Genomic DNA, 21,148 nt, shown 5'->3' on the forward strand with positions numbered 1-21,148 from the left:
TCATGGCCGATCTCAGCAGCACCATCGCCGGCATCCGCTCCCCCAACCCCTTCTGGCTGGCCTCGGCCCCGCCGACCGACAAGGCCTACAACGTCGTCCGCGCCTTCAAGGCGGGCTGGGGCGGTGTGGTGTGGAAGACGCTGGGCGAGGACCCGCCGGTGGTCAACGTCTCCAGCCGCTACGGCGCGCATCTCGACACCGACCGCCGGATGATCGGTTTCAACAACATCGAGCTGATCTCCGACCGGCCGCTCGAGGTGAATTTGCAGGAGATCATCGAGGTCAAGCGCGATTGGCCCGACCGCGCCATGGTCGTCTCGCTGATGGCCCGCATCGAGGAGGAGGCCTGGGCCAACCTCGCCCGCCGCATCGCCGAGACGGGGGTGGCCGACGGGCTGGAACTCAACCTCGGCTGCCCGCACGGCATGTGCGAGCGCGGCATGGGCTCCGCCATCGGGCAGGTGCCGGAGATGGTGGAGCAGGTCACCCGCTGGGTGAAGAACGCCGTCAATTTGCCGGTGATTGTCAAGCTGACCCCCAACATCACCAACATCCTGTGGTCGGCGGAAGCGGCCAAGCGCGGGGGCGCCGACGCGGTGTCGCTGATCAACACGGTGAACTCCATCGTCGCGGTCGATCTCGACGCCATGGCGCCGACCCCGGTGGTCGACGGAAAGGGCAGCCATGGCGGCTATTGCGGCCCGGCGGTGAAGCCCATCGCGCTGAACATGGTGGCGGAGATCGCCCGCAACCCCGACACGCACGGCCTGCCGGTCAGTGGCATCGGCGGCATCACCACATGGCGCGACGCGGCGGAGTTCCTGGCGCTGGGCGCCACCAACGTCCAGGTCTGCACCGCCGCCATGACCTACGGCTTCAAGATCGTCGAGGACATGATCGGCGGCCTGTCCAACTGGATGGACGAGAAGGGATACCGGACTCTCGACGAGCTGAGCGGCCGTGCCGTGCGCAACGTCGTCAACTGGAATGATCTGAACATGAACTTCTCGACCAAGGCGGTGATCGACCCCGCCTTGTGCATCGATTGCGGCCGCTGCCACATCGTCTGCGAGGACACCTCGCACCAGGCGATCCGCATCGACCAAGGAGAAGGCCGCCGCGTCTTCACCGTGGTCAACGAGGAGTGCGTCGGCTGTAACCTGTGCAGCCATGTCTGCCCGGTGCCGGACTGCATCACCATGGTGCCGGAGCAGACCGACCTGCCCTACGTCACCTGGCCCAACGACGCCCGCAACCCGATGCGCGTCCCGGAAGCCGCCGAATAATCAGCCGCCGAACAAGAACGACGTTCAGGAGAGAGCAACATGTCCACCCCGCAGAATGTCGCCGTGAACGGCTCGCGCCTGTGGCAGAGCCTGATGGACATGGCGCAGATCGGCGCCACGCCCAAGGGCGGCGTGTGCCGGCTGGCGCTGACCGACCTCGACAAACAGAGCCGCGACCTGTTCGTGCGCTGGTGCGAGGAGGCTGGCTGCACGATTTCGGTCGATAGGATGGGCAACATCTTCGCCCGCCGCCCCGGCCGCGACGACAGCCTGCCCCCGGTCATCATGGGCAGCCATCTCGACAGCCAGCCGACCGGCGGCAAGTATGACGGCGTCTATGGCGTGCTGGCCGGGCTGGAGGTGGTGCGCAGCCTGAACGACATGAACTACGTCACCGAGGCGCCGGTGGAGGTCGCGGTCTGGACCAACGAGGAGGGGTCGCGCTTCGCCCCCGCCATGGTGTCGTCCGGCGTCTTCGCCGGGGTGTTCGACCTGGAGTACGGCCTGTCCCGCGCCGACCTCGACGGCAAGACGATGGGCGAGGAGCTGGCCCGCATCGGCTATGCCGGCGACCAGGAGGTCGGCGGCCGCAAGGTCGGCGCCTATTTCGAGGCCCACATCGAGCAGGGTCCGATCCTGGAGATCGAAGGCAAGACCATCGGCGTCGTCACCGACTGCCAGGGCCAGCGCTGGTACGAGATCACCTTCACCGGCCAGGAGGCCCATGCCGGCCCGACCCCGATGGTCCGTCGCAAGGACGCGCTGCTGGGCGCCGCCCGCGTGGTGGATGCGGTGAACCGGATCGGCATGAAGTACGGCCCGCTCGCCTGCGCCACGGTCGGGCTGATGCAGATCCACCCCAACAGCCGCAACGTCATCCCCGGCCGCGTCTTCTTCACCGTCGACTTCCGCCACCCGGACGACGGCATCCTCAAAGCCATGGACGGCGAGCTGCGCGCCGAGGTGGAGCGCATCGCCGGCGAGATCGGGCTGGAGAGCGATTTCCAGCAGATCTGGTACTACGCCCCGATCAGGTTCGACGAGACCTGCGTCGCCGCCGTCCGCAAGGGGGTGGAGCGCACCGGCCACAGCTTCCGCGACATCGTGTCGGGCGCCGGCCACGACGCCTGTTACCTGTCGAAGGTCGCGCCGACCGCCATGGTCTTCATCCCCTGCATCGACGGCATCAGCCACAACGAGGTCGAGGAGACGACCCCGGAATGGTCGACCGCCGGCTGCGAGGTGCTGCTGCACGCGGTGCTGGACCGCGCGAATGCCATGGCCGAGCAGGTGAAAGCATCCGCGGAGTGATACGCTCCCTCTCCCGGGACGGGAGAGGGCACTTAGCAACAGCGATGGCGAAAGCGATGGCGCGAACGGCTGCCGAAACCACGGACACCACACAGCCCCAAGGACGCATCCGGCGTGAGAATGTCGAGCGCATCCTGAAGGCGGCCGAGCGCGTCTTCGCCGAGGCCGGCTTTGCCGGCGCCACCATGGCCGACATCGCCGAGCGGGCCGGCCTGCCCAAGGCCAACCTGCATTACTATTTCGGCACCAAGGACGATCTCTACCGCGCGGTGCTCGACAACATCCTGCAGATGTGGCTGGCCCCCATCGGCTCCTTCACCCCCGACGCCGACCCGGCGGCGACGCTGACCGCCTATGTCACCGCCAAGATGGAGGCGTCGCGCACGCGGCCGCATGCCTCCAAGGTCTTCGCCAACGAGATCCTGCATGGCGGCACCCAGGTCGAGCGCTTCCTGGCGGAGGATCTGAAAGCGCTGGTCGACGCCAAGGCCGCGGTGATCGACGGCTGGGTCGCCGCCGGCCGCATGGCACCGGTGGATGCCCGCCAGTTCCTGTTCATGATCTGGGCGGTGACCCAGCATTACGCCGACTTCGACATCCAGATCCGCAAGGTGCTGGGCCGCCGGACCCTGACCCGCCAGGACTTCGCCGCCATGACGGCGGAGGTGCTGCGGCTGGTCCTGCGCGCCGCCGGCCTGCCGGAAGCACAGATGGCCGAGCCGCAAATCGCCGAAACCGAAACGCCCACCGACTCCGTCCCATCCATTTCCTGAGGGAGCGCCCGAGCATGTCCACCATCCTGATCCGCGGCGGCACCGTCGTCACCGCCGAGCAAACCCGCCGTGCCGACGTCCTCTGCCAGGACGGCATCATCACCGCGGTGGGCGACACTCTCGACGTGCCGGCGGGGGCGGAGGTGGTGGAGGCCGGCGGCTGCTACGTCATGCCCGGCGGCATCGACCCGCACACCCACATGGAACTGCCCTTCATGGGCACGGTGACGACGGAGGATTTCTTCAGCGGCACCGCCGCCGGCTTTGCCGGAGGGACGACGACGATCATCGACTTCGTCATTCCCAACCCGAAGCAGAGCCTGATGGAGGCCTATCACACCTGGCGCGGCTGGGCGGAGAAGGCGGCCGGCGACTACAGCTTCCACGTCGCCGTGACCTGGTGGGATGAGAGCGTGCGGCAGGACATGGGTACGCTGGTCGCCGACCATGGCGTGAACAGCTTCAAGCACTTCATGGCCTACAAGAACGCCATCATGGCCGATGACGAGACGCTGGTGAACAGCTTCCAGCGCTGCCTGGAACTCGGCGCCATCCCCACCGTCCATGCCGAGAACGGCGAGCTGGTCTTCCAGCTCCAGAAGAAGCTGCTCGCCCAGGGCCTGACCGGTCCGGAGGCCCACCCGCTCTCCCGCCCGCCGGAGGTCGAGGGCGAGGCCGCCAACCGCGCCATCCAGGTGGCGAAGGTGTTCGGCGTGCCGGTCTACATCGTTCATGTCTCGGCCAAGGAGGCGCTCGCCGCCATCGAGCGCGGCCAGAACGACGGGCAGCGCGTGTTCGGCGAGGTGCTGGCCGGCCATCTGCTGATCGATGACGGGGTCTACCGCAGCCCCGACTGGGACTTTGCCGCCGGCCATGTCATGAGCCCGCCCTTCCGCCCGAAGGAGCATCAGGACGCGCTGTGGCGGGGCCTCCAGGCCGGTCACCTGCACACCACCGCCACCGACCATTGCTGTTTCTGCGCGGAACAGAAGGCGATGGGCCGCAACGACTTCACCAAGATCCCGAACGGCACGGCCGGCATCGAGGACCGCATGACCGCGCTGTGGACGCACGGCGTCAACACCGGCCGGCTGACGATGAACGAGTTCGTTGCGGTGACCTCCGCCAATGCGGCGAAGATCTTCAACCTCTACCCGCGCAAGGGCTCGGTCAGCGTCGGCGCCGATGCCGATCTGGTGGTGTGGGACCCGAAGGCGACCAAGACCATCTCGGCCAAGACCCAGATGCAGAAGGTCGGCCTGAATATCTTCGAGGGCATGACGGTCACCGGCACCCCGGCCTACACGCTGAGCCAGGGCCGCATCGTCCACGCGCTGGGCGAGAGCCGCGCGTTGCGCGGCGCCGGCCGCTACATCAACCGCCCCGCCTTCCCGCCGGTCTACGAGGCGGTGTCGAAACGCAACGCCCTGAACGTCCCGGTGGCGGTGGAGCGGTAGAGCGATAGCGCCCTCTCCCGCTCGGGGAGAGGGCGCTATCCCCCCCGATCACCCCACCGAGCTGGCGAGCAGGAAGTTCTCCGCGGTCAGGCTGTTGCGGTCGACGCCCATCAGCTTGATCGAGTTGAACGCACCCAGGTCGATGGACAGGTCGGCGCCGTCCTGCGTCGAGTGGGTCAGCACGCTGTTCAGGCTGGTGAAGCCGCTGATGCTGCGGATGTCGATCACATCGCCGCCGGTGCCGGCCTGGAAGTCGCCGATGACGTCCCAGCCGTCGCTGGCATGCTGGACGAAGGTGTCGCGCCCGGCGCCGCCGATCATGTAGTCGTTGCCGGCATTGCCGGTGATGGTGTCGTTGCCGCTGCCGCCGGCCAGATACTCGCCGGCCGAGGCGCCGGTGATGGCCTGGCCCGGCGTGCCGCCGGTGGACCCGCCGGTTGAACCACCCGTGCTGCCGCCGGTCGCGGTGAAGGAGAAGTTGGCGGCGGTCAGGCTGCTGCGGGTGACGTTGGCGAGGATGGCGCTGTTGTTGTTGTCGAAGTTGACGACGGTGTTGGCGCCGTCCTGCACGGTGACGGCCATCACCGACGCGAAGTCCTTGAAGCCGCCCCAGCCCGCGACGTTCAGCACGTCGCCGCCGCTGCCGGCCTGGAAGTCGCCGACATAGTCCCAGCCGTCGCCCGGCTTGAAGACGAAGGTGTCGCTGCCGGCCCCGCCGGTCATGTAGTCGTCGCCGGCGTTGCTGATGATGGTGTCGTTGCCGCTGCCGCCGGCCAGATAGTCGCGGCCGTCGGTGCCGGTCAGCGTCTGGCCGCCAGTACCGCCCGTCCCACCGCCGGTGTTGCCACCACCCGTGTTGCCACCCCCCGTATCGCCGCCGCCGGTCGAACCGCTGCCGGATCCGCTCCCTTGGCCCAGCGTGATGGTGTTGCCGGACAGGCCGATGCTGGACGCGGCGAAGCTGCCGGCGATGCGCAGGGTCAGGTCGGAGCCGGCGGTGCCGTCGAGCCCGACATGGACCAGCGTGACGCCGTTCACCGTCTCCGCCTGGACCTTGCCGGCGGTCAGCGTGCTGCCGTTGCCGCTGCCGACCGTCCCCGACAGCGCGGCGCCGACGATGGCGAAGGCGTCGCCGGTGGCGGCGCCGGTGATGCTGCCGAAGCCGTTGCCCTGGGCCGCCGTCATCGTCACGGTGTGGCGCTGGCTGCCGGTCAGGGCCAACGTCTCGACGCTGGTCAGCGTCATGCCGCTGATATCGATCTTCGGCGAGGCGACGTCGTTGTAATATTCGAGATTGTAGCCGTTGTAGCTGGTCAAATTGTCCGACCGCAGCTCCAGCGTGTCGGTGCCGGCGCCGCCGTCGAAGCTGACCGTCCCGGCATCGTACTGGCTGACCACGATGTAGCGGTCGTTGCCGGCATCGCCATAGATCAGGTCGTTCTGGGTCTGGGCATAGCTGCCGGAACTGACGATGCCGGCCAGGATGGTGTCGTCGCCGTCGCCGCCATAGACGGTGTCGCGCTCCCAGTCGCCCTTCAGCAGGTCGTTGCCGGCATCGCCGTAGATCAGGTCGGCACCGCCGCCGCCGGCCACCGTGTCGTTGCCGAGTTCGCCATGCAGCTGGTCGTTGTCGGCGCGGCCGTACATCAGGTCGTTGCCGCCGCCGCCGAAGACGCTGTCGTTGCCGTCGCCGGCCTCCAGCGTGTCGTTGCCGGCACCGCCATGCTCGACGTCGTTGCCGCCATGGCCCCAGAACCAGACGGCGGTGTCGCCGGCGGTCAGGCTGTCGGCATATTCGGAGCCGATCCAGCGCTGGATGTTAACGAAGGTGTCGCCCGCCGCCTCGCCGGTGTTGTTGGCGCCGTTGGTCAGGTCCAGCGTCAGGCCGCTGGTGGCGTTCTCGTAGGTGACGATGTTGAAGCCGCTGCCGCCGACATAATGGTCGGCGCCCAGCCCGCCATTCATGGTGTCGCCGGCCGACTGGCCCGTATTGCCGCCGCCGACCAGCGTGTCGTTGCCGATGCCGCCGATCAGGCTGTCGTTGCCGGTGCCGCCGACGATGCTGTCGTTGCCGGCCAGCCCGTTGATGGTGTTGCCGCCGTTGTCGCCGATCAGCGTGTCGTTGCCGCTGGTGGCGGTGCCGCTGTAGCCGAGCCGGTGCGGCCAGGCCTCCGCGCCTGCGAACGGGCGGGCCGCCAGGATCGGGCCGGTCACCACGTCGAGATCCCAGGACGCGCCCTGGTCCACATGACCCACCGGGTGGCTGGCGGCGGCGACGCGCGCGCCGGTGACGGCGGCCAGACGCTCCACGAAGCGGCGGCCGTTGCGTCCGGCGCCGACGTCGCAGGCATGGATCAGAATCTCGCAGCCGGTCGCATCGGGCCAGCGGCGGTCGAACAGGGCGCTGGTGTCGAGCGGCGTCGCCCCCAGCTTCACCACGCCGGGCGCGCCATGGGCGATCAGGTGGACCGCCGCCGGGCCTGCCTCGCGGGCGGCCTCCAGGGCGTCGGCCAACAGGCTCAGGGCGTCCTCGTCCGCGGTGACCCGGACCACCGTCACGTCCGGCGCGTGCCGGCCGATCAGCGCATCGATGTCGGCCAGAGCGGCGTCGGCAAGAATGATCCCGTGCATGAAAACCCCTTTCTGGGGAATTGTTGGAAGTCGTTTGCGCGTTCTGTGATGTACGGGATCATGTCCACCGAACAACATCCAATAAGCCCATCATTCCTTGGGAAGCATCCACTCCGGCCGGGCGATCTGTTTTCTCCGTCATAGCGAAAGCGGTGCGGTCTCTTTCGATTTCGACGCCATCCGGCCGGTTGGGCTTGTTGCGGCGGCTTGCCACTCTTTTTCCAGATTGGGGGATATCACTTGGCGACTACCACCAATTCGGGGGGGGAGGCCGGCTAGGTTGGGCGGAGCGCGCACAAAAAAACAGGGCCATCGGGAAGATCCCGATGGCCCAGTCCAGGAGAGAAGTCGTTCAGGGGTGCGGGAGCGCCGCCTGTTTCCCGGTCCGCCTCAGTGCATCAGCATGCGCGGCAGCCACAGCGAGAAGGCCGGGACATAGGTGACCAGCAGAAGCGCCACAAACAGCGCCCCGTAGAAGGGCGTGATGGAGCGCATCACCTCGCCCACCGACACGCCGCCGATGGCGCAGCCGATGAACTGGGTGGTGCCGACCGGCGGGGTGTTCAGGCCGAGCGCGCAGTTGATCAGCATGACGATGCCGAACTGCACCGGGTCCATGCCGTACTGCATGGCGATCGGCAGGAAGATCGGCGTGCAGATCAGGATCGTGCTGGCCATGTCCATGAAGGTGCCCAGCAGGAACAGGATGATGTTGATCAGCAGGAAGATCATCAGCGGGTTGGTCGACACGCCGGCCAGCAGCTCGCCGGTCATGTCCGCCACCTCATAGAGACCCATGAGGTACTGGAACATGGTCGACACGCCGATCAGCAGCAGCACGACGCCGGTGGTCTTCACCGTCTTGGCGGCGGCGGCCAGGAACTTCTCCCAGCTCAGCGTGCGGTAGACGAAGGTGGTCAGCAGCAGCGCGTAGATCACGGCCACCGAGGCCGACTCGGTCGCGGTGAACACGCCGGTGGTGATGCCGGCCAGGATGATGACGACGATCAGCAGGCCGGGGGCCGCGGCGGCGAAGGAATGCCCCAGGATGTCCCAGCCGGGGAAGGTCCCCTTGGGATAGCCGCGCTTCACCGCGACGTAATAGGCGGCACCCAGGTTGCAGACCATCAGCAGCAGCGCCGGCATCAGGCCCGCGGCGATCAGCGCGCCGATGGACGCCTTTCCGCCGGCGGCCAGTGCATAGATGATCATGTTGTGGCTGGTCGGCATCAGCGCGCCGACGAGCGCGGCGTGGGTGGTGACGTTGACCGCGTAGTCGGCGTGGTAGCCTTCCCGCTTCATCATCGGGATCATCACGGCGCCCATGGCCGACACGTCGGCGACCGGCGATCCGGCGACGCCGCCGAACAGCGTGCAGGCCACGACGTTGGACATGCCAAGCCCGCCGCGGATGTGGCCGACCATGCTCTTGGCCGCGGTGACGATCTTGTCGGCGACGCCGCCATGCAGCATCAGCTCGCCGGAGAAGACGAAGAAGGGAATGGCGAGGAACGAGAAGACGTTCATGCCCGACATCATCTGCTGGAAGACCACCGCGACCGGCAGGCCTTCATAGAGGATGGTGCAGAGCGCCGACAGGCCGATGGCGAAGGCGACCGGAATGCCGAGGATGAGGAAGCCGAAGAAGGTGATCGAAAGGATGGTCAGTTCCATGACGGCTTGACCTCCTCGCCGCGCACGATGGCGACGATATGCTCGATGGAGAAGAGAACGATCAGCACGCCCGACAGCACCAGCGGCACGTAGCGGAAGGCTTCGGAGATGTGAAGGTTCGGGATGGTGTAGGAGGCGACCGAGCTGCCCAGGATCCAGCCATTGTAGGCCATGCAGCCGCCGAAGATGCCGACCAGAGCGTAGATCAGCACGTCCATCTTGCGGCGCGCGCTGTCCGACAGCATCACCAGCAGCGACTCCAGCCCGATATGGCCGGCATCGCGGACGCCGACGGCCGCACCGATCAGCGTGACGTAGAGCACCAGCACGATGGCCAGGCTTTCCGCCCAGGTCGGCGAGCTGTTCAGCACGTAGCGGCCGAACACCTGATAAAAGACGACGCACACGATCATCATCAGGCCGATGATGGCGACATACATGCCGGTCTTGGCCAGCGCCGCGTTCATGCGGGTCAACCAGCCGGCCGCATGCGGCGGGCTGACGTCCATTGCTTGCAGCTCGATATCCATGCTGCGGCTCCCCACTCCTGAGACCCCGGCGGTGCGCGGTCCGTCCCGGACGGGACGAAGCCGCGCGCCGCCTTGTTCTTGGCGTTACAGAAAGGTCGTTACTTGGTTTCCTGGACGCGCTGGACGAGGCTCTGCAGCTTCGGCGTGTTCGCGAACTGGGTGTAGACCGGCTTCATGGCGTCGATGAATTCCTGCTTGTTCGGAACCTCGACGATCTGGGCGCCGGCCTGGGTCACGATCTCCTTCGACTTCAGCTCGCGCTCGTCCCACAGCTTGCGCATGTATGGCACGGAGTCCTTGGCGGCCTTGCGGACCGTGGCCTGATCGTCCTTCGACAGGCGGTCCCAGGCGACCTTGGAGAAGACCAGCACTTCCGGAGCCATCGCGTGTTCGGTCAGGGTAAAGTACTTGGCCGCCTCGAAGTGGCGGGAGGATTCGTAGGACGGGTAGTTGTTCTCGGCGGCATCGACGATGCCGGTCTTGAGCGCGGTGTAGACCTCGCCGAAGGGCATCGGCGTGGCGTTGGCGCCCAGCGCCTGGATCATGGCGACGAACAGGTCGGACTGCTGGACGCGGATCTTGGCGCCCTTCATGTCGGCCAGCGTCTTGTAGGGCTTGGCGGCCGAATACATGCTGCGCGAGCCGCTGTCGTAGAAGGCCAGGCCGATCATGCCCTGGCTTTCCATCGCCGCCAGGATTTCGTCGCCGATCGGGCCGTCCAGGACGCGGCGCATGTGGCCGGTGTCGCGGAAGATGAAGGGCAGCGCGGTGACCATCGTCTCCGGCACCACGTTGTTCAGCGGCGCCACGTTGATGCGCATCATCTCCAGCGCACCGATCTTCAGCTGCTCGATGGTGTCCTTTTCGGTGCCGAGCGCGCCGTTCGGGAACACCTTGATGCCGAGCTTGCCGTTGCTGCGCTCAGCCACCAGCTTGCCGACATAGCGGACCGCCTCGACGGTCGGGTAGTCGGTCGGGTGGATGTCGGCGGACCGGAAGTCGCGCGCGTCGGCCGGCGCAGACAGCATCGGGGCGGCCAGGATGCCGCAGACGGCACAGGCGGCCAGCAGCGCGGTGCGGACCGGAGTCAGCGAAAACTTCATAGGTTCTCCTCCTGATGGTGGGGACGAAGCCTGTTGCGGCCCGTCCTTTCTTGTTCTGGCGTTGCCCGTTGGCCTGAAGGGCGAATGGGCCGCCTGCACACTCGACTGCACGTACCGTGGACGGGTGACAGACGAAGCGTGGAAGGTGGGGCTTGCGGCGGTCGGCTTTCGCAGCGCTGCGACAGCGCGGCGCGCGACCGGGCATATGCATGGCCGACACCGGCCCCGCCCCCATCTTCCTTCAGCCCCCCGGCTAACCTTGCGCCGCCCCCTGTTCACTGTACTTAGGATATTAGTATATCAATCTGCGCGCAACCCTGAAAGTTCAAAGCGGCAACAACCGTTCGGACTTTATCGCGATCAGGATTGCGGGGAGAGGGACAAAGTGACTGCTGGCGCGGGTTTCAGCCAGACCACGGATCGCCGCAGGGGGGCGGGTGCGACATTCGGCCCCAGCGTCCGCCGCAGCCTGCCCCCCAGTCACTCGGATGCGGCGGCGGACGCCTTCGGTCCTTTGAAACCGGGCCGGTCAGGCGTGCCCGTTCACAAGAGGCCAAACCTCCAGGGCGCCGCGATAGATCATGTGCAGGGCGACATAGAGGATGATGGCGAGGCCGACATAGGCCAGCCAGCGGTGCTTGTGCAGGATGCGGGCGATGAAGCTGGCGGCGAGGCCCATCAGGGCGATCGACAGGGTCAGGCCGATGACCAGCACCCCCAGATGCTCGCGCGCCGCCCCGGCGACGGCCAGCACATTGTCGAGCGACATCGACACGTCGGCGACGACGATCTGCCAGACCGCCTGACCCAGCGTCTTGCGCGGGCCGGATGCCGCGGCGTCATCGTTCTCCAGCGCCTCGACCGCCTCGTCCTCGTCCTGGGACTGGCGCAGCTCGCGCCACATCTTCCAGCACACCCACAACAGCAGCACGCCGCCGGCCAGCAGCAGCCCGATGATCTGGAGAAGCTGGGTGGTGACGGCGGCGAAGGCGATGCGCAGCACGGTGGCGGCCAGGATGCCGATCAGGATCGCCTTGCCGCGCTGGTCCTTCGGCAGGCCGGCGGCGGCCAGACCGATGACGATGGCGTTGTCGCCGGCCAGCACCAGATCGATCATGATGACCTGGAGCAGCGCGAACAGCGCATCGGTGGTGAAGAGTTCCGTCATTTGGGCACGAGTCCTCGCATCACGATCAGTGTGGGAGGAGAGGCCGCACGGGGTCTTCCGATGACCGGCCGGGCCGCGCCGAAGGCGTCGGACGGGAAGCGCCGGTCAAGGGCAAAAGGCGCGGGCCGCTCCTGATGTTCCCAGTCCGACATCGCAACCGGTGAAGGTTGCCAGAGGGGCCCGGCCTGGTTCTGGCGCTTTACGCCAAAGCTGTGGATTGCGCAAGGCCGCGCTTGCGGCCGATGGGAGTTCTGGTTGGACTGCCGATCAGGGCGTGCCGACCTCCACGGTTTCGCCGCGGCCCGACGCCTCCAGCATGGCCTCGATCAGCCGGTGGACCTTCAGCGCCTCGCGCCCGTCCACCCGCGGCCGGCGTCCTTCGTCCAGCGCGTCGAGGAAGTCGGACAGCACCGCGCGGTGATGCTGGTGGGAGAAGGCCATCGGGTCGGCGCCGCCGCCCAGCGTGGCGCCGTCCGCCCCGGCGGTTATGCGCTCGCCATTGACCAGCTGCACCTCCAGCCGGTCGCCGGCCAGCACGGCGGAGCCCTCGGTTCCGGCGATTTCGATCCGCTCCGGATGGCCCGGATAAACGGCGGTGGTGGCGTTCACGGTCGCCAGCATGCCGTTGCCGTAGCGCAGGGCCGTAGTGACCACGTCCTCCGTGTCCATGCCCACAGCCGGGTCCGACTTGCGCAGGACGCTGGTGGCGGCGAAACCGGCGACCCGGTCCGGCAGGCCGACGAGGCCGACGAAGGCGTCCAGCGTGTGGATCGCCTGGGTCAGCAGCACGCCGCCGCCGTCGCGCGCCTTCATGCCGCGGCCGGGCTGGGCGTAATAGGCATTGTCGCGCCACCAGCGCACCGACACCGCTGCGGTCAGCGGCCGGCCCAGCGCGCCGTCGCGCATCAGTGCCGCCAGCCGCTCGACCGAGGCACGGAAGCGGTGCTGCAACACCACGCCGAGCGTCAGCCCGCCTCCTTCCATGGCGGAGACCACCGCCCGCGCGCCCTCCGGCGTCGCGTCCAGCGGCTTTTCCAGCAGCACATGCTTGCCGGCGGCGGCACAGCGCGCCACCAGCGCGGCATGGCTGTCGGGCGGGGTCAGCAGCAGGACGGCCGACAGCGCCGGGTCCTCCAGCAGGGTTTCCAGCCGGTCGACCACCGGCAGGCCGTGGCGGGCGGCGAAGGCGGCGCGGCGGTCGGTCGACGGGCTGAAGCAGCCCGCCACCTCCACCCGGTCGGCCAGATCGATCAGGCTCTGCGCGTGCGGCGCCGACGCCATGCCGAGGCCGACGACACCGATGCGGCGACGGGAACCGGTCATCGAAGCGCTCCGTCCAGGGTGGTCGTCCCGGCAGCGATGTCGGCGGTCAGGCTGCCTGAGAAATAGAGCGGAGCGGCGTTGCGCACGTCGTCCACCGTGATCTGCAGATTGTCCAGATGGCGCACCAGGCTCTGTTCGGCCCGGTCGGGATCGTGGCCGGCGATGGCCTCGACGATGGCCTCATGCTCGGCGATGACCGTGCGCATGCGGCCGGGGACCGGCAGGGTCAGGCGGCGGCAGCGGTCGAGCTGGACCTTGGCCTGCTGGATGATGCCCCAGAAGCCGGGATATCCCGCCATCTCGGTGATCTGGGCGTGGAAGGCCTCGTCGGCCTGATGGAATCCGTCGGCATCGCCCACCGCATCGACCTCGCGCTGATGCTCCAGGCAGGCGCGCAAGGCGGCGATCTGGCTGCGGCTGGCGCGTTCGGCGGCGAAGCGCACGGTCGCCCGTTCCAGCACCTTGCGGATCACGCCGGCTTCCGGCAGAGCGCCCAGCGGAATGCGGGCGACGAAGGTGCCGGATTGCGGGAAGATCTCGATCAGCCCCTCGTCGGCCAGCCGCAGCACCGCCTCGCGCACCGGCGTGCGGCTGACGCCATAGGCCTCGGCGATCTGCTTTTCGGCGATGGGCTCGCCCGGCTTGCGTTTCAGCGACACGATCTCCGCCCGCAGGTCGCGGTGGATGGCATCGGCGGCGGTCGGACCGCGCCGCATGTCCCGGCGCGCCGGCGGGCGGACCAGCAGCGGGGCGGCCTTGGCCGGCATGACCGGCGTTGTCGATGGCATGGTCGATGGCGGTGTCGCCGCGATGGAACCGGTTTTGGCCGGCGGGTTGCCCGATGGCATGGCGTCCAGCCTCCTCAGAAGCACATGCCTCAGAATACTAATATATCAGCTAGCGCGGCAAGCAATTTCGCTCGTCCCCCGTTCGGATCCGGGTGTGACAAAGGCGCCCCCATTCCCGTCATGGCTGTGGGGCGGTGGGGAGCCGGGCATGAGTGCCGAAAGAAACGTCCCAGCCGTCATTTCCGCCAAGGCGGGGAATGACGACCGGGACGGGGCGGGTCCAGCTTCGACTGCAATCGAACCCGTCGGTCAGGCGCCGAAGCCGCCGTCGATGGTCTGGAACGAACCGGTGATCATCCCGGCATGCGGGCCGGCGACGTAGGCGGTCAGTTCGGCGACTTCGTCGGCGTCGATGTGGCGCTTGATCGCCATGAAGCTGTGCATGGCGGGCGCCATCGGGCCGTCTGCCGGGTTCATGTCGCTATGGGTCGGACCCGGCTGGATGGCGTTCACGGTGATGCCGCGGTCGCCGAAATCGCGGGCGAGGCCGCGCACCATGCCCTGGACCGCCGATTTTGTCAGGGCGTAGGCGGCCCCGCCGGCAAACGGCATGCGGTCGCCGTTGACCGAGCCGATGACGATGATGCGCCCGCCGTCGTTCATGCGCCGGGCCGCTTCGACCGCCGCGTGGTAGGGCGCCCGGACGTTGATGTCGATCATCCGGTCGACCGCGTCGGGGTCGAAGGTCAGCGGATCGCCGAGGATCGCCGTGCCGGCATTGACGACCAGCACGTCCAGCGCGCCGCGGTCGGCCACCGTCGCGATCAGGGCGTCGCGGTCGGCGCTGTCGGTGCGGATGGCCTCCGCGCCGGTTTCGGCGGCCAGAGCCTCGGCGGCGTCCTTCGACCCGGCATAGGTGAAGGCGACCGCGCCGCCGGCCTTGGCGAAGCGGCGGACGATGGCCTTGCCGATGCCGCGGCTGCCGCCGAGGACCAGGATCTTGCGGCCGGTGAACTCACCCATGATGTGCTCCTTGAAGAAATGTAGTGAGCGCTATATAAATACAGGCAGCGGATTTGCGCAAGGAGAAAATATAGTGGTCGCTACAGAACCATCCGAATCGAGGGCCGGATCGCGGGGACGGCGGCGGTCCTTCGATGTGGACGAGGCGGTCGAGACCGCGATGAAGCTGTTCCATGCCCGCGGCTACGACGCCGTGGGCGTCGCCGAGCTGGGAACCGAACTGGGGATCAAGCCGCCGAGCTTCTATGCCGCCTTCGGCAGCAAGGCCGGGCTGTTCGAGCGGGCGCTTCGGCGCTATGCGGCGGGGGAAGCGAACATCTTCACCCGTGCGCAGGCCGAGGGCGGCGGCGTAGCCGAGGTGATCGAGCGCACGCTGCTGCTGGCGGCGCGGCTCTATCCGGAGCGCAATGGGGTGGCGGGCTGTCTGGTGCTGGACGGGGCGCGCAACAGCGCCGACCCGGAGGCGTGCGCGCTGGCCGAGACGATGAGAAAGGCCGGCGTGTCGGCGATCCGAGACTTCATCGCCACGGAGCAGCCGGAACGGGCTGACGCGCTGGCGGACTTCGTCGCAATCACGATGAAGGGAATGTCGGCGGCGGCGCGCGACGGCATGGGCGAGGAGGCGCTTACCGTCGTCGCCCGGATGGCGGGCCGCGCCTTCCGCCGCGAACTGGCGGCGGAAGGGTGATATCAGGCGTTCGAACCGAAGGAAAAGCGTCGATTTAGGCCGGCATGGCGTCGCGCGGGATGATGGCGCCTCGGTGCTGGATGACGGCGGCGGCCAGCTTGTGGGCGGCGCGGGCGGCATCGGCCGGACCCTCGCCGCGCAGGCGGGCAGCGAGATAACCCGCGCTGAAGCTGTCGCCGGCCGCCGTGGTGTCGACCACCGTGGCGACCTTCTGCGCCGGCACCTCGACCGCCTCGCCATTCTCGATCACCACGCAGCCGGGCTGTTCCAGCTTCAGGACGATCTCGGCGACGCCGGCCTTGCGGACGCGGGCCAGCACGGCGTCGGCGTCGGCGTCGCCATAGAGGTCGCGCAGGTCGGTGACGCCGGGCAGCGCGATGTCGGTCAGCGCCAGCATGCGGTCGAAGGCGGCCCGCGCGGTGTCGAGGTCCGGCCACAGGCGCGGCCGCCAGTTGGTGTCGAAGGCGACCTTGCCGCCGCGCGCCCGCACCCGCTCCAGCACCTCGAACAGCCGCTCGCGGCCCTCTTCGCCCAGGATGGCGATGCTGATGCCGGACAGATAGACGATGCCGTAGCCCTCCAGCGCCTTGGACAGTTCCGGCGTCTGGGGCAGGGCGAACAGCTCGCGCGCAGGCGCGCGGTCGCGCCAGTAGAGGAAGCGGCGCTCGCCGCTGGCATCGGTTTCGATCAGGTAGAGGCCGGGCAGGCGGTTCGGCACGCGCAGGACATGGCCGGTGCCGACGCCCTCGGCCGCCCAGGCCGCCACCATGTCGTCGCTGATGCTGTCGTCGCCGAGCGCGGTGACATAGTCGACCGGCGTGCCCAGACGCGCCAGATAGACCGCGGTGTTCAGCGTGTCGCCGCCGAACCCCATGGTCAGCGACCCGTCCGGCCGCCGGAACATCTCGATCATGCATTCGCCGAGGGCGGCGACGCGGTTGGGCGTGTCGGTCATGCTTCCTCTCCACAAGCCGGGGAACGCCCCGGCAAATCCCATTTCAGGCAATTGAACGGCGTTCCCGCGCCCGCATCCGCTCGCGATGCGCGGTGTAGAGTCCGCTGGCGATGATCACGCCGGTGCCGACGAAGGTCCAATGGTCGGGCACCGCGCCGAAGACGACGAATCCCAGAGCCGTGGACCAGATCAGCTGGACATAGGTGAAGGGCGCCAGCACCGATGCCTCGCCCTGGCGGTAGGCCAGGATCAGCAGCCATTGCGCCAGGGTGTAGACCAGCCCGATGAAGGCCCCCAGCAGCATCTCCCACGGGGTCGGCCACGCCGCATGCAGCGGCAGCAGCGCCGTCAGGGCGATCAGGCCGGTGAGCGCGCTCCACACCATGGTGGTCAGCGGGTTCTCCTGCACCGTCATCTTGCGCGTCGCCACCAGATCCAGGGCCCAGCTGAAGGCGGTCAGGATCGGCAGCAGCGAGGCCGGTTGGAACCCCTCCGCCCCCGGCCGGATGACGATGATGACGCCGGCCAGCCCGACCAGCAGCGCCGCCCAGCGGCGGACGCCGACCTTCTCGGCCAGCAGCAGGATCGACAGCACGGTGACGAAGACGGGAGAGACGAAGCTGATCGCCGCGGCCTCGGCCAGCGGCAGATGTTGCATCGCCATGATGAAGAACAGCGCCGAGCCCAGCATGCCCAGCCCGCGCACCACCTGAAGCCCCGGCCGCGTCGTCTTCAGCACGCTCAGCGAGCCGCCGCGCAGAGCCAGCGGCATCACCAATGCGGTGAAGACGACATAGCGCATCCAGGCGATCTCGGCCGGCGGCAGGGTGCGGCCGAGATATTTCGCCGTGGCGTCGGAGCAGGACAGGCAGGCCACCCCCAGCACCACCAGCAGGATCGCCCGCATCGGCTCCGTGCCCTTGGACCCAGAGCCGGTGGGCTGGATCGGGGTCTGCGGCGCGTTCACCGGCGAGGGGCCGGCATCGGTGCGGGGACCGGGGAGAGGGGTGGAACTGTCGGGCATGGCGCCGGCTCTTCAACGGTTTCCGATAAGGGGGCGGACCCCTTACATAACCGCTCCCATCTGCCAAGGAGCAAATTCGTCGGCGCCGACGCCGAGTTCCTCGCTCTTGGTCTTGCGGCCCGACGCGGTGTCGAGCACCAGTTGGAAGATCGCGCGGCCGACCTCCTCGATGGAGGCGTCGCCGGTGGCGATGGCGCCGCAATCGATGTCCATGTCGTCCGGCATCCGGCGGAACAGCGTGCTGTTGGTCGCCAGCTTCAGGCTGGGCGTCGGCTTGCAGCCGAACACCGAGCCGCGGCCGGTGGTGAAGCACAGCACGTTGGCGCCGCCCGCCACCTGTCCGGTCGCCGAGACGGGATCGTAGCCGGGCGTGTCCATGAAGACGAAGCCCTTGTCGGTGATCGGCTCGGCATAGCGGTAGACGGCGGTCATCGGGGTGGTGCCGCCCTTGGCGACCGCGCCCAGCGACTTCTCCAGGATGGTGGTCAGGCCGCCCTTCTTGTTGCCGGGCGACGGGTTGTTGTTCATCTCGCCGCCGGTGCGGCTGGTGTATTCCTCCCACCAGCCGATGCGCTCGACCAGCGCCTCGCCCACCTCGCGGCGGACGGCGCGGCGGGTCAGCAGATGCTCGGCGCCATAGACCTCCGGCGTCTCGCTCAGCACGGCGGTGCCGCCGTTGCGGACCAGCAGGTCGACGGCATAGCCCAGCGCCGGGTTGGCGGTGATGCCCGAATAGCCGTCGGAGCCGCCGCATTGCAGCGCCAGCGTCAGGTGGCTGGCCGGCAGGGTCTGGCGGGTGACGTCGTTGATCTCCGGCAGCAGCGCCTCGATCCGGCGGATGCCCTCGCGGGCCGCCGCGGCGGTGCCGCCCATGTCCTGGATGCCGATGGGGATGACGCGGGCGCCCTCCTCAAGGCCGGTGGCCTCCATCAGCTTGTCGATCTGGTTCACCTCGCAGCCGAGACCCAGCAGGATCACCGCGGCGAAGTTCGGGTGGCGGGCATAGCCGGCGATGGTCCGGCGCAGCGTGTCCATCACCTCGCCGCTGCCGGCCATGCCGCAGCCGTAGCCGTGGGTCAGCGCGACGACGCCGTCGATGTTGGGATAGGCGGCCAGAGCCGACCCGCGGAAATGGTCGGCGATCATCCGCGCCGCGGTGGCGGAGCAATTCACCGAGGTCAGCACGCCGATGTAGTTGCGGGTGGCGACGCGGCCGTCCGGGCGAACGATGCCCTGGAAGGTGGCGCGCTCGGCCTCCGGGATCGGCTCGACCGGATGGACGTCGGCGCCGAAGGCGTAGTCGCGCTCGAAATCGCTGCCCATGCCCATGTTGTGGACGTGGACATGATCGCCCGGCTGGATCGCCGCGGTGGCGAAGCCGATGACCTGATTGTACTTGCGCACCGGTTCGCCCAGTGCGATGGCGCGCACCGCGACCTTGTGCCCGGCCGGCACCGGCCCGGTGGTCGCGACGTCAGTGCCGGGAAGGGCGATGCCGGGCTCCAGGTCGGCGCCGGCGACGACGACGTTGTCGGCGGGGTGCAGGCGGATGGTCAGCGATGCCATGGGAAGATGTCCTTGAGGCGCGAAGGAGACGTGATGTCCCCTCTCCCCCCGCTCACGCGCAAACTTCGTTTGCGCTGACGCGACAGGCGGACCTCCGGTCCGCCGAAAGCGGGGAGAGGGTTAGGGTGAGGGGGGAGCGTGGCGGGACCTTTGGGAAAATCCTGCGGTGCATCCCCCTCACCCCGACCCTCTCCCCGGGGGGGGGAGAGGGGGATTGGGCCGTTACAGCTTGTAGGCGTTCTTGGCGAGGCGGTAGGCGAGGTCGACGGCCAGTTCCGCGGCCTCGTCCTCTTCCATCCGGTGCTCGGAGACCAGACGGGCGAGGAAGCTGCAATCGACGCGACGCGACACGTCGTGGCGGGCCGGGATCGAGCAGAAGGCGCGGGTGTCGTCGTTGAAGCCGACCGTGTTGTAGAAGCCGGCGGTTTCCGTGATCATCTCGCGGTAGCGGCGCATGCCCTCGGGGCTGTCGTGGAACCACCAGGCCGGGCCGACGCGCAGCGCCGGGTAATGGCCGGCCAGCGGCGCCAGCTCGCGGGAATAGCTGTCCTCATCCAGGGTGAACAGGATGATGGTCAGGTCGCGCTCGTTGCCGAAGCGGTCGAGCAGCGGCTTCAGCGCCCGCACATACTCGGTGCCGCTCGGGATGTCGGCACCCTTGTCGCGGCCGAAGCGCTGGAACACCACGTCGTTGTGGTTGCGGAAGCTGCCGGGGTGGATCTGCATGACCAGACCGTCCTCCAGGCTCATCCGCGCCATTTCGGTCAGCATCTGGGCGCGGAACAGCTCGGATTCCTCGGCCGTCGCACCGCCGCGGCGGACGATGTCGAACAGCTTCTCGGCCTCAGCCCGCGGCAGGTCGGCGGTCGCCGCCGTCGGGTGGCCGTGGTCGGTCGAGGTGGCGCCATAGCTCTTGAAATAGAGGCGGCGGTCGGCCAGCGCGGCGAGGTAGCCGTCCCAGGTCGCGGTGTCCTTGCCGGTGATGCGGGCCAGCTCGGCGAGGTTGTCGCGGAAGCCCTCGAACTCCGGATCGACGACCGGGTCGGGGCGGAAGGCGGTGATGACCCGGCCCTTCCAGCCGCTCTCGCGGATCGCCTTGTGGTGCACCAGCGGATCGAGCGGCGATTTGGTGGTCGCCAGCACTTCGAGGTTGAAGCGCTCGAACAGGGCGCGCGGACGGTATTCCGGCTTGCGCAGGCACTCTTCGATCTGGTCGTAGATGCGGTCGGCGCTGGCGGCGCTCAGACGCTCGGTGACGCCGAACACCGTCTCGAAGGCATGGGTCAGCCACATCGAGGTCGGCGTGCCGCGGAACAGGTGCCAGTTGCTGGCGAGCAGGCGCCAGATGGCGCGCGAATTGGACGAAGTCTCCCCGCCGTCCTTGCGCGGAACGCCCAGCTGCTCCAGCGGAATTCCCTGGCTGTAGAGCATGCGGAATGCATAATGGTCGGGCTTGACGAACAGGCTCGCCGGATCGGGGAACGCCTCATTCTGCGCGAACCAGGACGGATCGGTGTGGCCGTGCGGGCTGACGATCGGCAGGGCGGCGACTTCGCCGTACAGGCGGCGCGCGATGGCACGTTGCGTCGGGTCGCTCGGGAAAAGACGGTCGGGGTGAAGCATCGGAAGCCTCTACGCTGCAAGAGAAGGGCAAAAGCAGGGTGGGGAAAAGGCGGGGTCCGTGCGGGGGACCGTCCCTACCGGCTGGCTGTATAATATTAATATATCAGATCTGATTGCAAGCCCAATCGTTCCGCCGGAGGGGCATTTGGGCCGGTGAAGGCTGCGCCCAGTCGCCGCACCCGATCCGGAAGGGAAACCGGCCCGCAAGGCCGTCCCGCAAGGAAA

Annotated in this window: 17 protein-coding genes; 5 read left to right on the forward strand and 12 right to left on the reverse strand. The window is 68.1% G+C overall.

All coding sequences use genetic code 11. From position 1 onward, the window contains the following. The first annotated feature begins 2 nt into the window (after positions 1 to 2). The 4 genes from preA to hydA are packed head-to-tail and all read left to right on the forward strand — an operon-like array spanning position 3 to position 4,827. Positions 3 to 1,286: an NAD-dependent dihydropyrimidine dehydrogenase subunit PreA gene (preA, locus tag ABNQ40_RS06715; RefSeq protein ID WP_109048567.1), complete on the forward strand. Its 1,284-nt coding sequence runs from the start codon at positions 3 to 5 to the stop codon at positions 1,284 to 1,286. A gap of 39 nt (positions 1,287 to 1,325) precedes the next feature. Continuing rightward, positions 1,326 to 2,597 (forward strand): Zn-dependent hydrolase, encoded by a 1,272-nt coding sequence (locus ABNQ40_RS06720; protein ID WP_109048568.1) that lies wholly within the window; start codon positions 1,326 to 1,328, stop codon positions 2,595 to 2,597. Between the two features lie 56 nt (positions 2,598 to 2,653). Beyond that, positions 2,654 to 3,370, forward strand: a complete 717-nt coding sequence (locus tag ABNQ40_RS06725; RefSeq protein ID WP_247879637.1) for a TetR/AcrR family transcriptional regulator — start codon at positions 2,654 to 2,656, stop codon at positions 3,368 to 3,370. 14 nt (positions 3,371 to 3,384) lie between these two features. Further along, positions 3,385 to 4,827, forward strand: coding sequence for a dihydropyrimidinase (gene hydA / locus ABNQ40_RS06730; RefSeq protein ID WP_109048570.1), 1,443 nt, complete (start codon positions 3,385 to 3,387; stop codon positions 4,825 to 4,827). A 48-nt stretch (positions 4,828 to 4,875) separates the two neighbouring features. Here hydA and ABNQ40_RS06735 read toward each other — a convergent pair whose 3' ends face one another. The 8 genes from ABNQ40_RS06735 to bdcA form a co-directional block, all read right to left on the reverse strand. Then, positions 4,876 to 7,458, reverse strand: a complete 2,583-nt coding sequence (locus ABNQ40_RS06735) for a DUF4347 domain-containing protein (RefSeq protein WP_109048571.1) — start codon at positions 7,456 to 7,458, stop codon at positions 4,876 to 4,878. Between the two features lie 390 nt (positions 7,459 to 7,848). Beyond that, positions 7,849 to 9,132: a TRAP transporter large permease gene (locus ABNQ40_RS06740; protein WP_098735921.1), complete on the reverse strand. Its 1,284-nt coding sequence runs from the start codon at positions 9,130 to 9,132 to the stop codon at positions 7,849 to 7,851. Then, complete coding sequence (locus ABNQ40_RS06745; protein ID WP_109048572.1) at positions 9,123 to 9,662, reverse strand: TRAP transporter small permease; 540 nt, start codon at positions 9,660 to 9,662, stop codon at positions 9,123 to 9,125. Before ABNQ40_RS06745 ends, ABNQ40_RS06740 begins: the two co-directional genes overlap by 10 nt. Before the next feature lie 98 nt (positions 9,663 to 9,760). Continuing rightward, positions 9,761 to 10,765, reverse strand: a complete 1,005-nt coding sequence (locus tag ABNQ40_RS06750) for a TRAP transporter substrate-binding protein (protein ID WP_109048573.1) — start codon at positions 10,763 to 10,765, stop codon at positions 9,761 to 9,763. Positions 10,766 to 11,294: 529 nt separating this feature from the next. Beyond that, positions 11,295 to 11,933, reverse strand: a complete 639-nt coding sequence (locus tag ABNQ40_RS06755; RefSeq protein WP_109048574.1) for a TerC family protein — start codon at positions 11,931 to 11,933, stop codon at positions 11,295 to 11,297. A gap of 267 nt (positions 11,934 to 12,200) precedes the next feature. Next, entirely contained in the window at positions 12,201 to 13,256 is a 1,056-nt protein-coding gene (locus tag ABNQ40_RS06760; RefSeq protein ID WP_109048575.1) for a Gfo/Idh/MocA family protein, read from the reverse strand. Further along, positions 13,253 to 14,104, reverse strand: a complete 852-nt coding sequence (locus tag ABNQ40_RS06765) for a GntR family transcriptional regulator (RefSeq protein ID WP_109048576.1) — start codon at positions 14,102 to 14,104, stop codon at positions 13,253 to 13,255. The genes ABNQ40_RS06760 and ABNQ40_RS06765 overlap by 4 nt, the downstream gene beginning before the upstream one ends. A 249-nt stretch (positions 14,105 to 14,353) precedes the next feature. Beyond that, positions 14,354 to 15,067 carry an SDR family oxidoreductase gene (bdcA, locus tag ABNQ40_RS06770; RefSeq protein WP_109048577.1) on the reverse strand — a complete coding sequence of 238 codons (714 nt, stop codon included), beginning with the start codon at positions 15,065 to 15,067 and terminating at the stop codon, positions 14,354 to 14,356. 73 nt (positions 15,068 to 15,140) lie between these two features. Here bdcA and ABNQ40_RS06775 point away from each other — a divergent pair, with 73 nt between their 5' ends. Further along, positions 15,141 to 15,755 carry a TetR/AcrR family transcriptional regulator gene (locus tag ABNQ40_RS06775; protein ID WP_247879638.1) on the forward strand — a complete coding sequence of 205 codons (615 nt, stop codon included), beginning with the start codon at positions 15,141 to 15,143 and terminating at the stop codon, positions 15,753 to 15,755. A gap of 34 nt (positions 15,756 to 15,789) precedes the next feature. On the opposite strand, the gene ABNQ40_RS06780 is transcribed toward ABNQ40_RS06775, so the two are convergent. The 4 genes from ABNQ40_RS06780 to uxaC all read right to left on the reverse strand — a co-directional run bounded on the left by ABNQ40_RS06780 (position 15,790) and on the right by uxaC (position 20,923). Further along, positions 15,790 to 16,710, reverse strand: coding sequence for a sugar kinase (locus ABNQ40_RS06780; RefSeq protein ID WP_109048579.1), 921 nt, complete (start codon positions 16,708 to 16,710; stop codon positions 15,790 to 15,792). Positions 16,711 to 16,753: 43 nt separating this feature from the next. Next, complete coding sequence (locus tag ABNQ40_RS06785) at positions 16,754 to 17,734, reverse strand: DMT family transporter (protein ID WP_109048580.1); 981 nt, start codon at positions 17,732 to 17,734, stop codon at positions 16,754 to 16,756. Between the two features lie 42 nt (positions 17,735 to 17,776). Continuing rightward, complete coding sequence (locus tag ABNQ40_RS06790) at positions 17,777 to 19,300, reverse strand: UxaA family hydrolase (protein WP_109048581.1); 1,524 nt, start codon at positions 19,298 to 19,300, stop codon at positions 17,777 to 17,779. Positions 19,301 to 19,522: 222 nt separating this feature from the next. Continuing rightward, positions 19,523 to 20,923, reverse strand: a complete 1,401-nt coding sequence (uxaC, locus tag ABNQ40_RS06795; RefSeq protein WP_391345858.1) for a glucuronate isomerase — start codon at positions 20,921 to 20,923, stop codon at positions 19,523 to 19,525. Positions 20,924 to 21,148 lie beyond the last annotated feature (225 nt).

Source organism: Azospirillum sp. A23 (genome assembly GCF_042938965.1).
GTDB classification, from domain to species: Bacteria; Pseudomonadota; Alphaproteobacteria; order Azospirillales; family Azospirillaceae; genus Azospirillum; species Azospirillum melinis.

Excerpts from the sequence above, each read along its gene's own strand:
- ABNQ40_RS06790 (WP_109048581.1), bottom strand. The coding sequence starts at position 19,300 with ATGGCATCGCTGACCATCCGCCTGCACCCCGCCGACAACGTCGTCGTC.
- ABNQ40_RS06725 (WP_247879637.1), top strand. The coding sequence starts at position 2,654 with ATGGCGCGAACGGCTGCCGAAACCACGGACACCACACAGCCCCAAGGA.
- ABNQ40_RS06760 (WP_109048575.1), bottom strand. The coding sequence starts at position 13,256 with ATGACCGGTTCCCGTCGCCGCATCGGTGTCGTCGGCCTCGGCATGGCG.
- ABNQ40_RS06745 (WP_109048572.1), bottom strand. The coding sequence starts at position 9,662 with ATGGATATCGAGCTGCAAGCAATGGACGTCAGCCCGCCGCATGCGGCC.
- ABNQ40_RS06785 (WP_109048580.1), bottom strand. The coding sequence starts at position 17,734 with ATGCCCGACAGTTCCACCCCTCTCCCCGGTCCCCGCACCGATGCCGGC.
- uxaC (WP_391345858.1), bottom strand. The coding sequence starts at position 20,923 with ATGCTTCACCCCGACCGTCTTTTCCCGAGCGACCCGACGCAACGTGCC.
- ABNQ40_RS06740 (WP_098735921.1), bottom strand. The coding sequence starts at position 9,132 with ATGGAACTGACCATCCTTTCGATCACCTTCTTCGGCTTCCTCATCCTC.
- ABNQ40_RS06765 (WP_109048576.1), bottom strand. The coding sequence starts at position 14,104 with ATGCCATCGGGCAACCCGCCGGCCAAAACCGGTTCCATCGCGGCGACA.
- ABNQ40_RS06720 (WP_109048568.1), top strand. The coding sequence starts at position 1,326 with ATGTCCACCCCGCAGAATGTCGCCGTGAACGGCTCGCGCCTGTGGCAG.
- ABNQ40_RS06750 (WP_109048573.1), bottom strand. The coding sequence starts at position 10,765 with ATGAAGTTTTCGCTGACTCCGGTCCGCACCGCGCTGCTGGCCGCCTGT.
- bdcA (WP_109048577.1), bottom strand. The coding sequence starts at position 15,067 with ATGGGTGAGTTCACCGGCCGCAAGATCCTGGTCCTCGGCGGCAGCCGC.
- ABNQ40_RS06735 (WP_109048571.1), bottom strand. The coding sequence starts at position 7,458 with ATGCACGGGATCATTCTTGCCGACGCCGCTCTGGCCGACATCGATGCG.
- preA (WP_109048567.1), top strand. The coding sequence starts at position 3 with ATGGCCGATCTCAGCAGCACCATCGCCGGCATCCGCTCCCCCAACCCC.
- ABNQ40_RS06780 (WP_109048579.1), bottom strand. The coding sequence starts at position 16,710 with ATGACCGACACGCCCAACCGCGTCGCCGCCCTCGGCGAATGCATGATC.
- ABNQ40_RS06755 (WP_109048574.1), bottom strand. The coding sequence starts at position 11,933 with ATGACGGAACTCTTCACCACCGATGCGCTGTTCGCGCTGCTCCAGGTC.
- hydA (WP_109048570.1), top strand. The coding sequence starts at position 3,385 with ATGTCCACCATCCTGATCCGCGGCGGCACCGTCGTCACCGCCGAGCAA.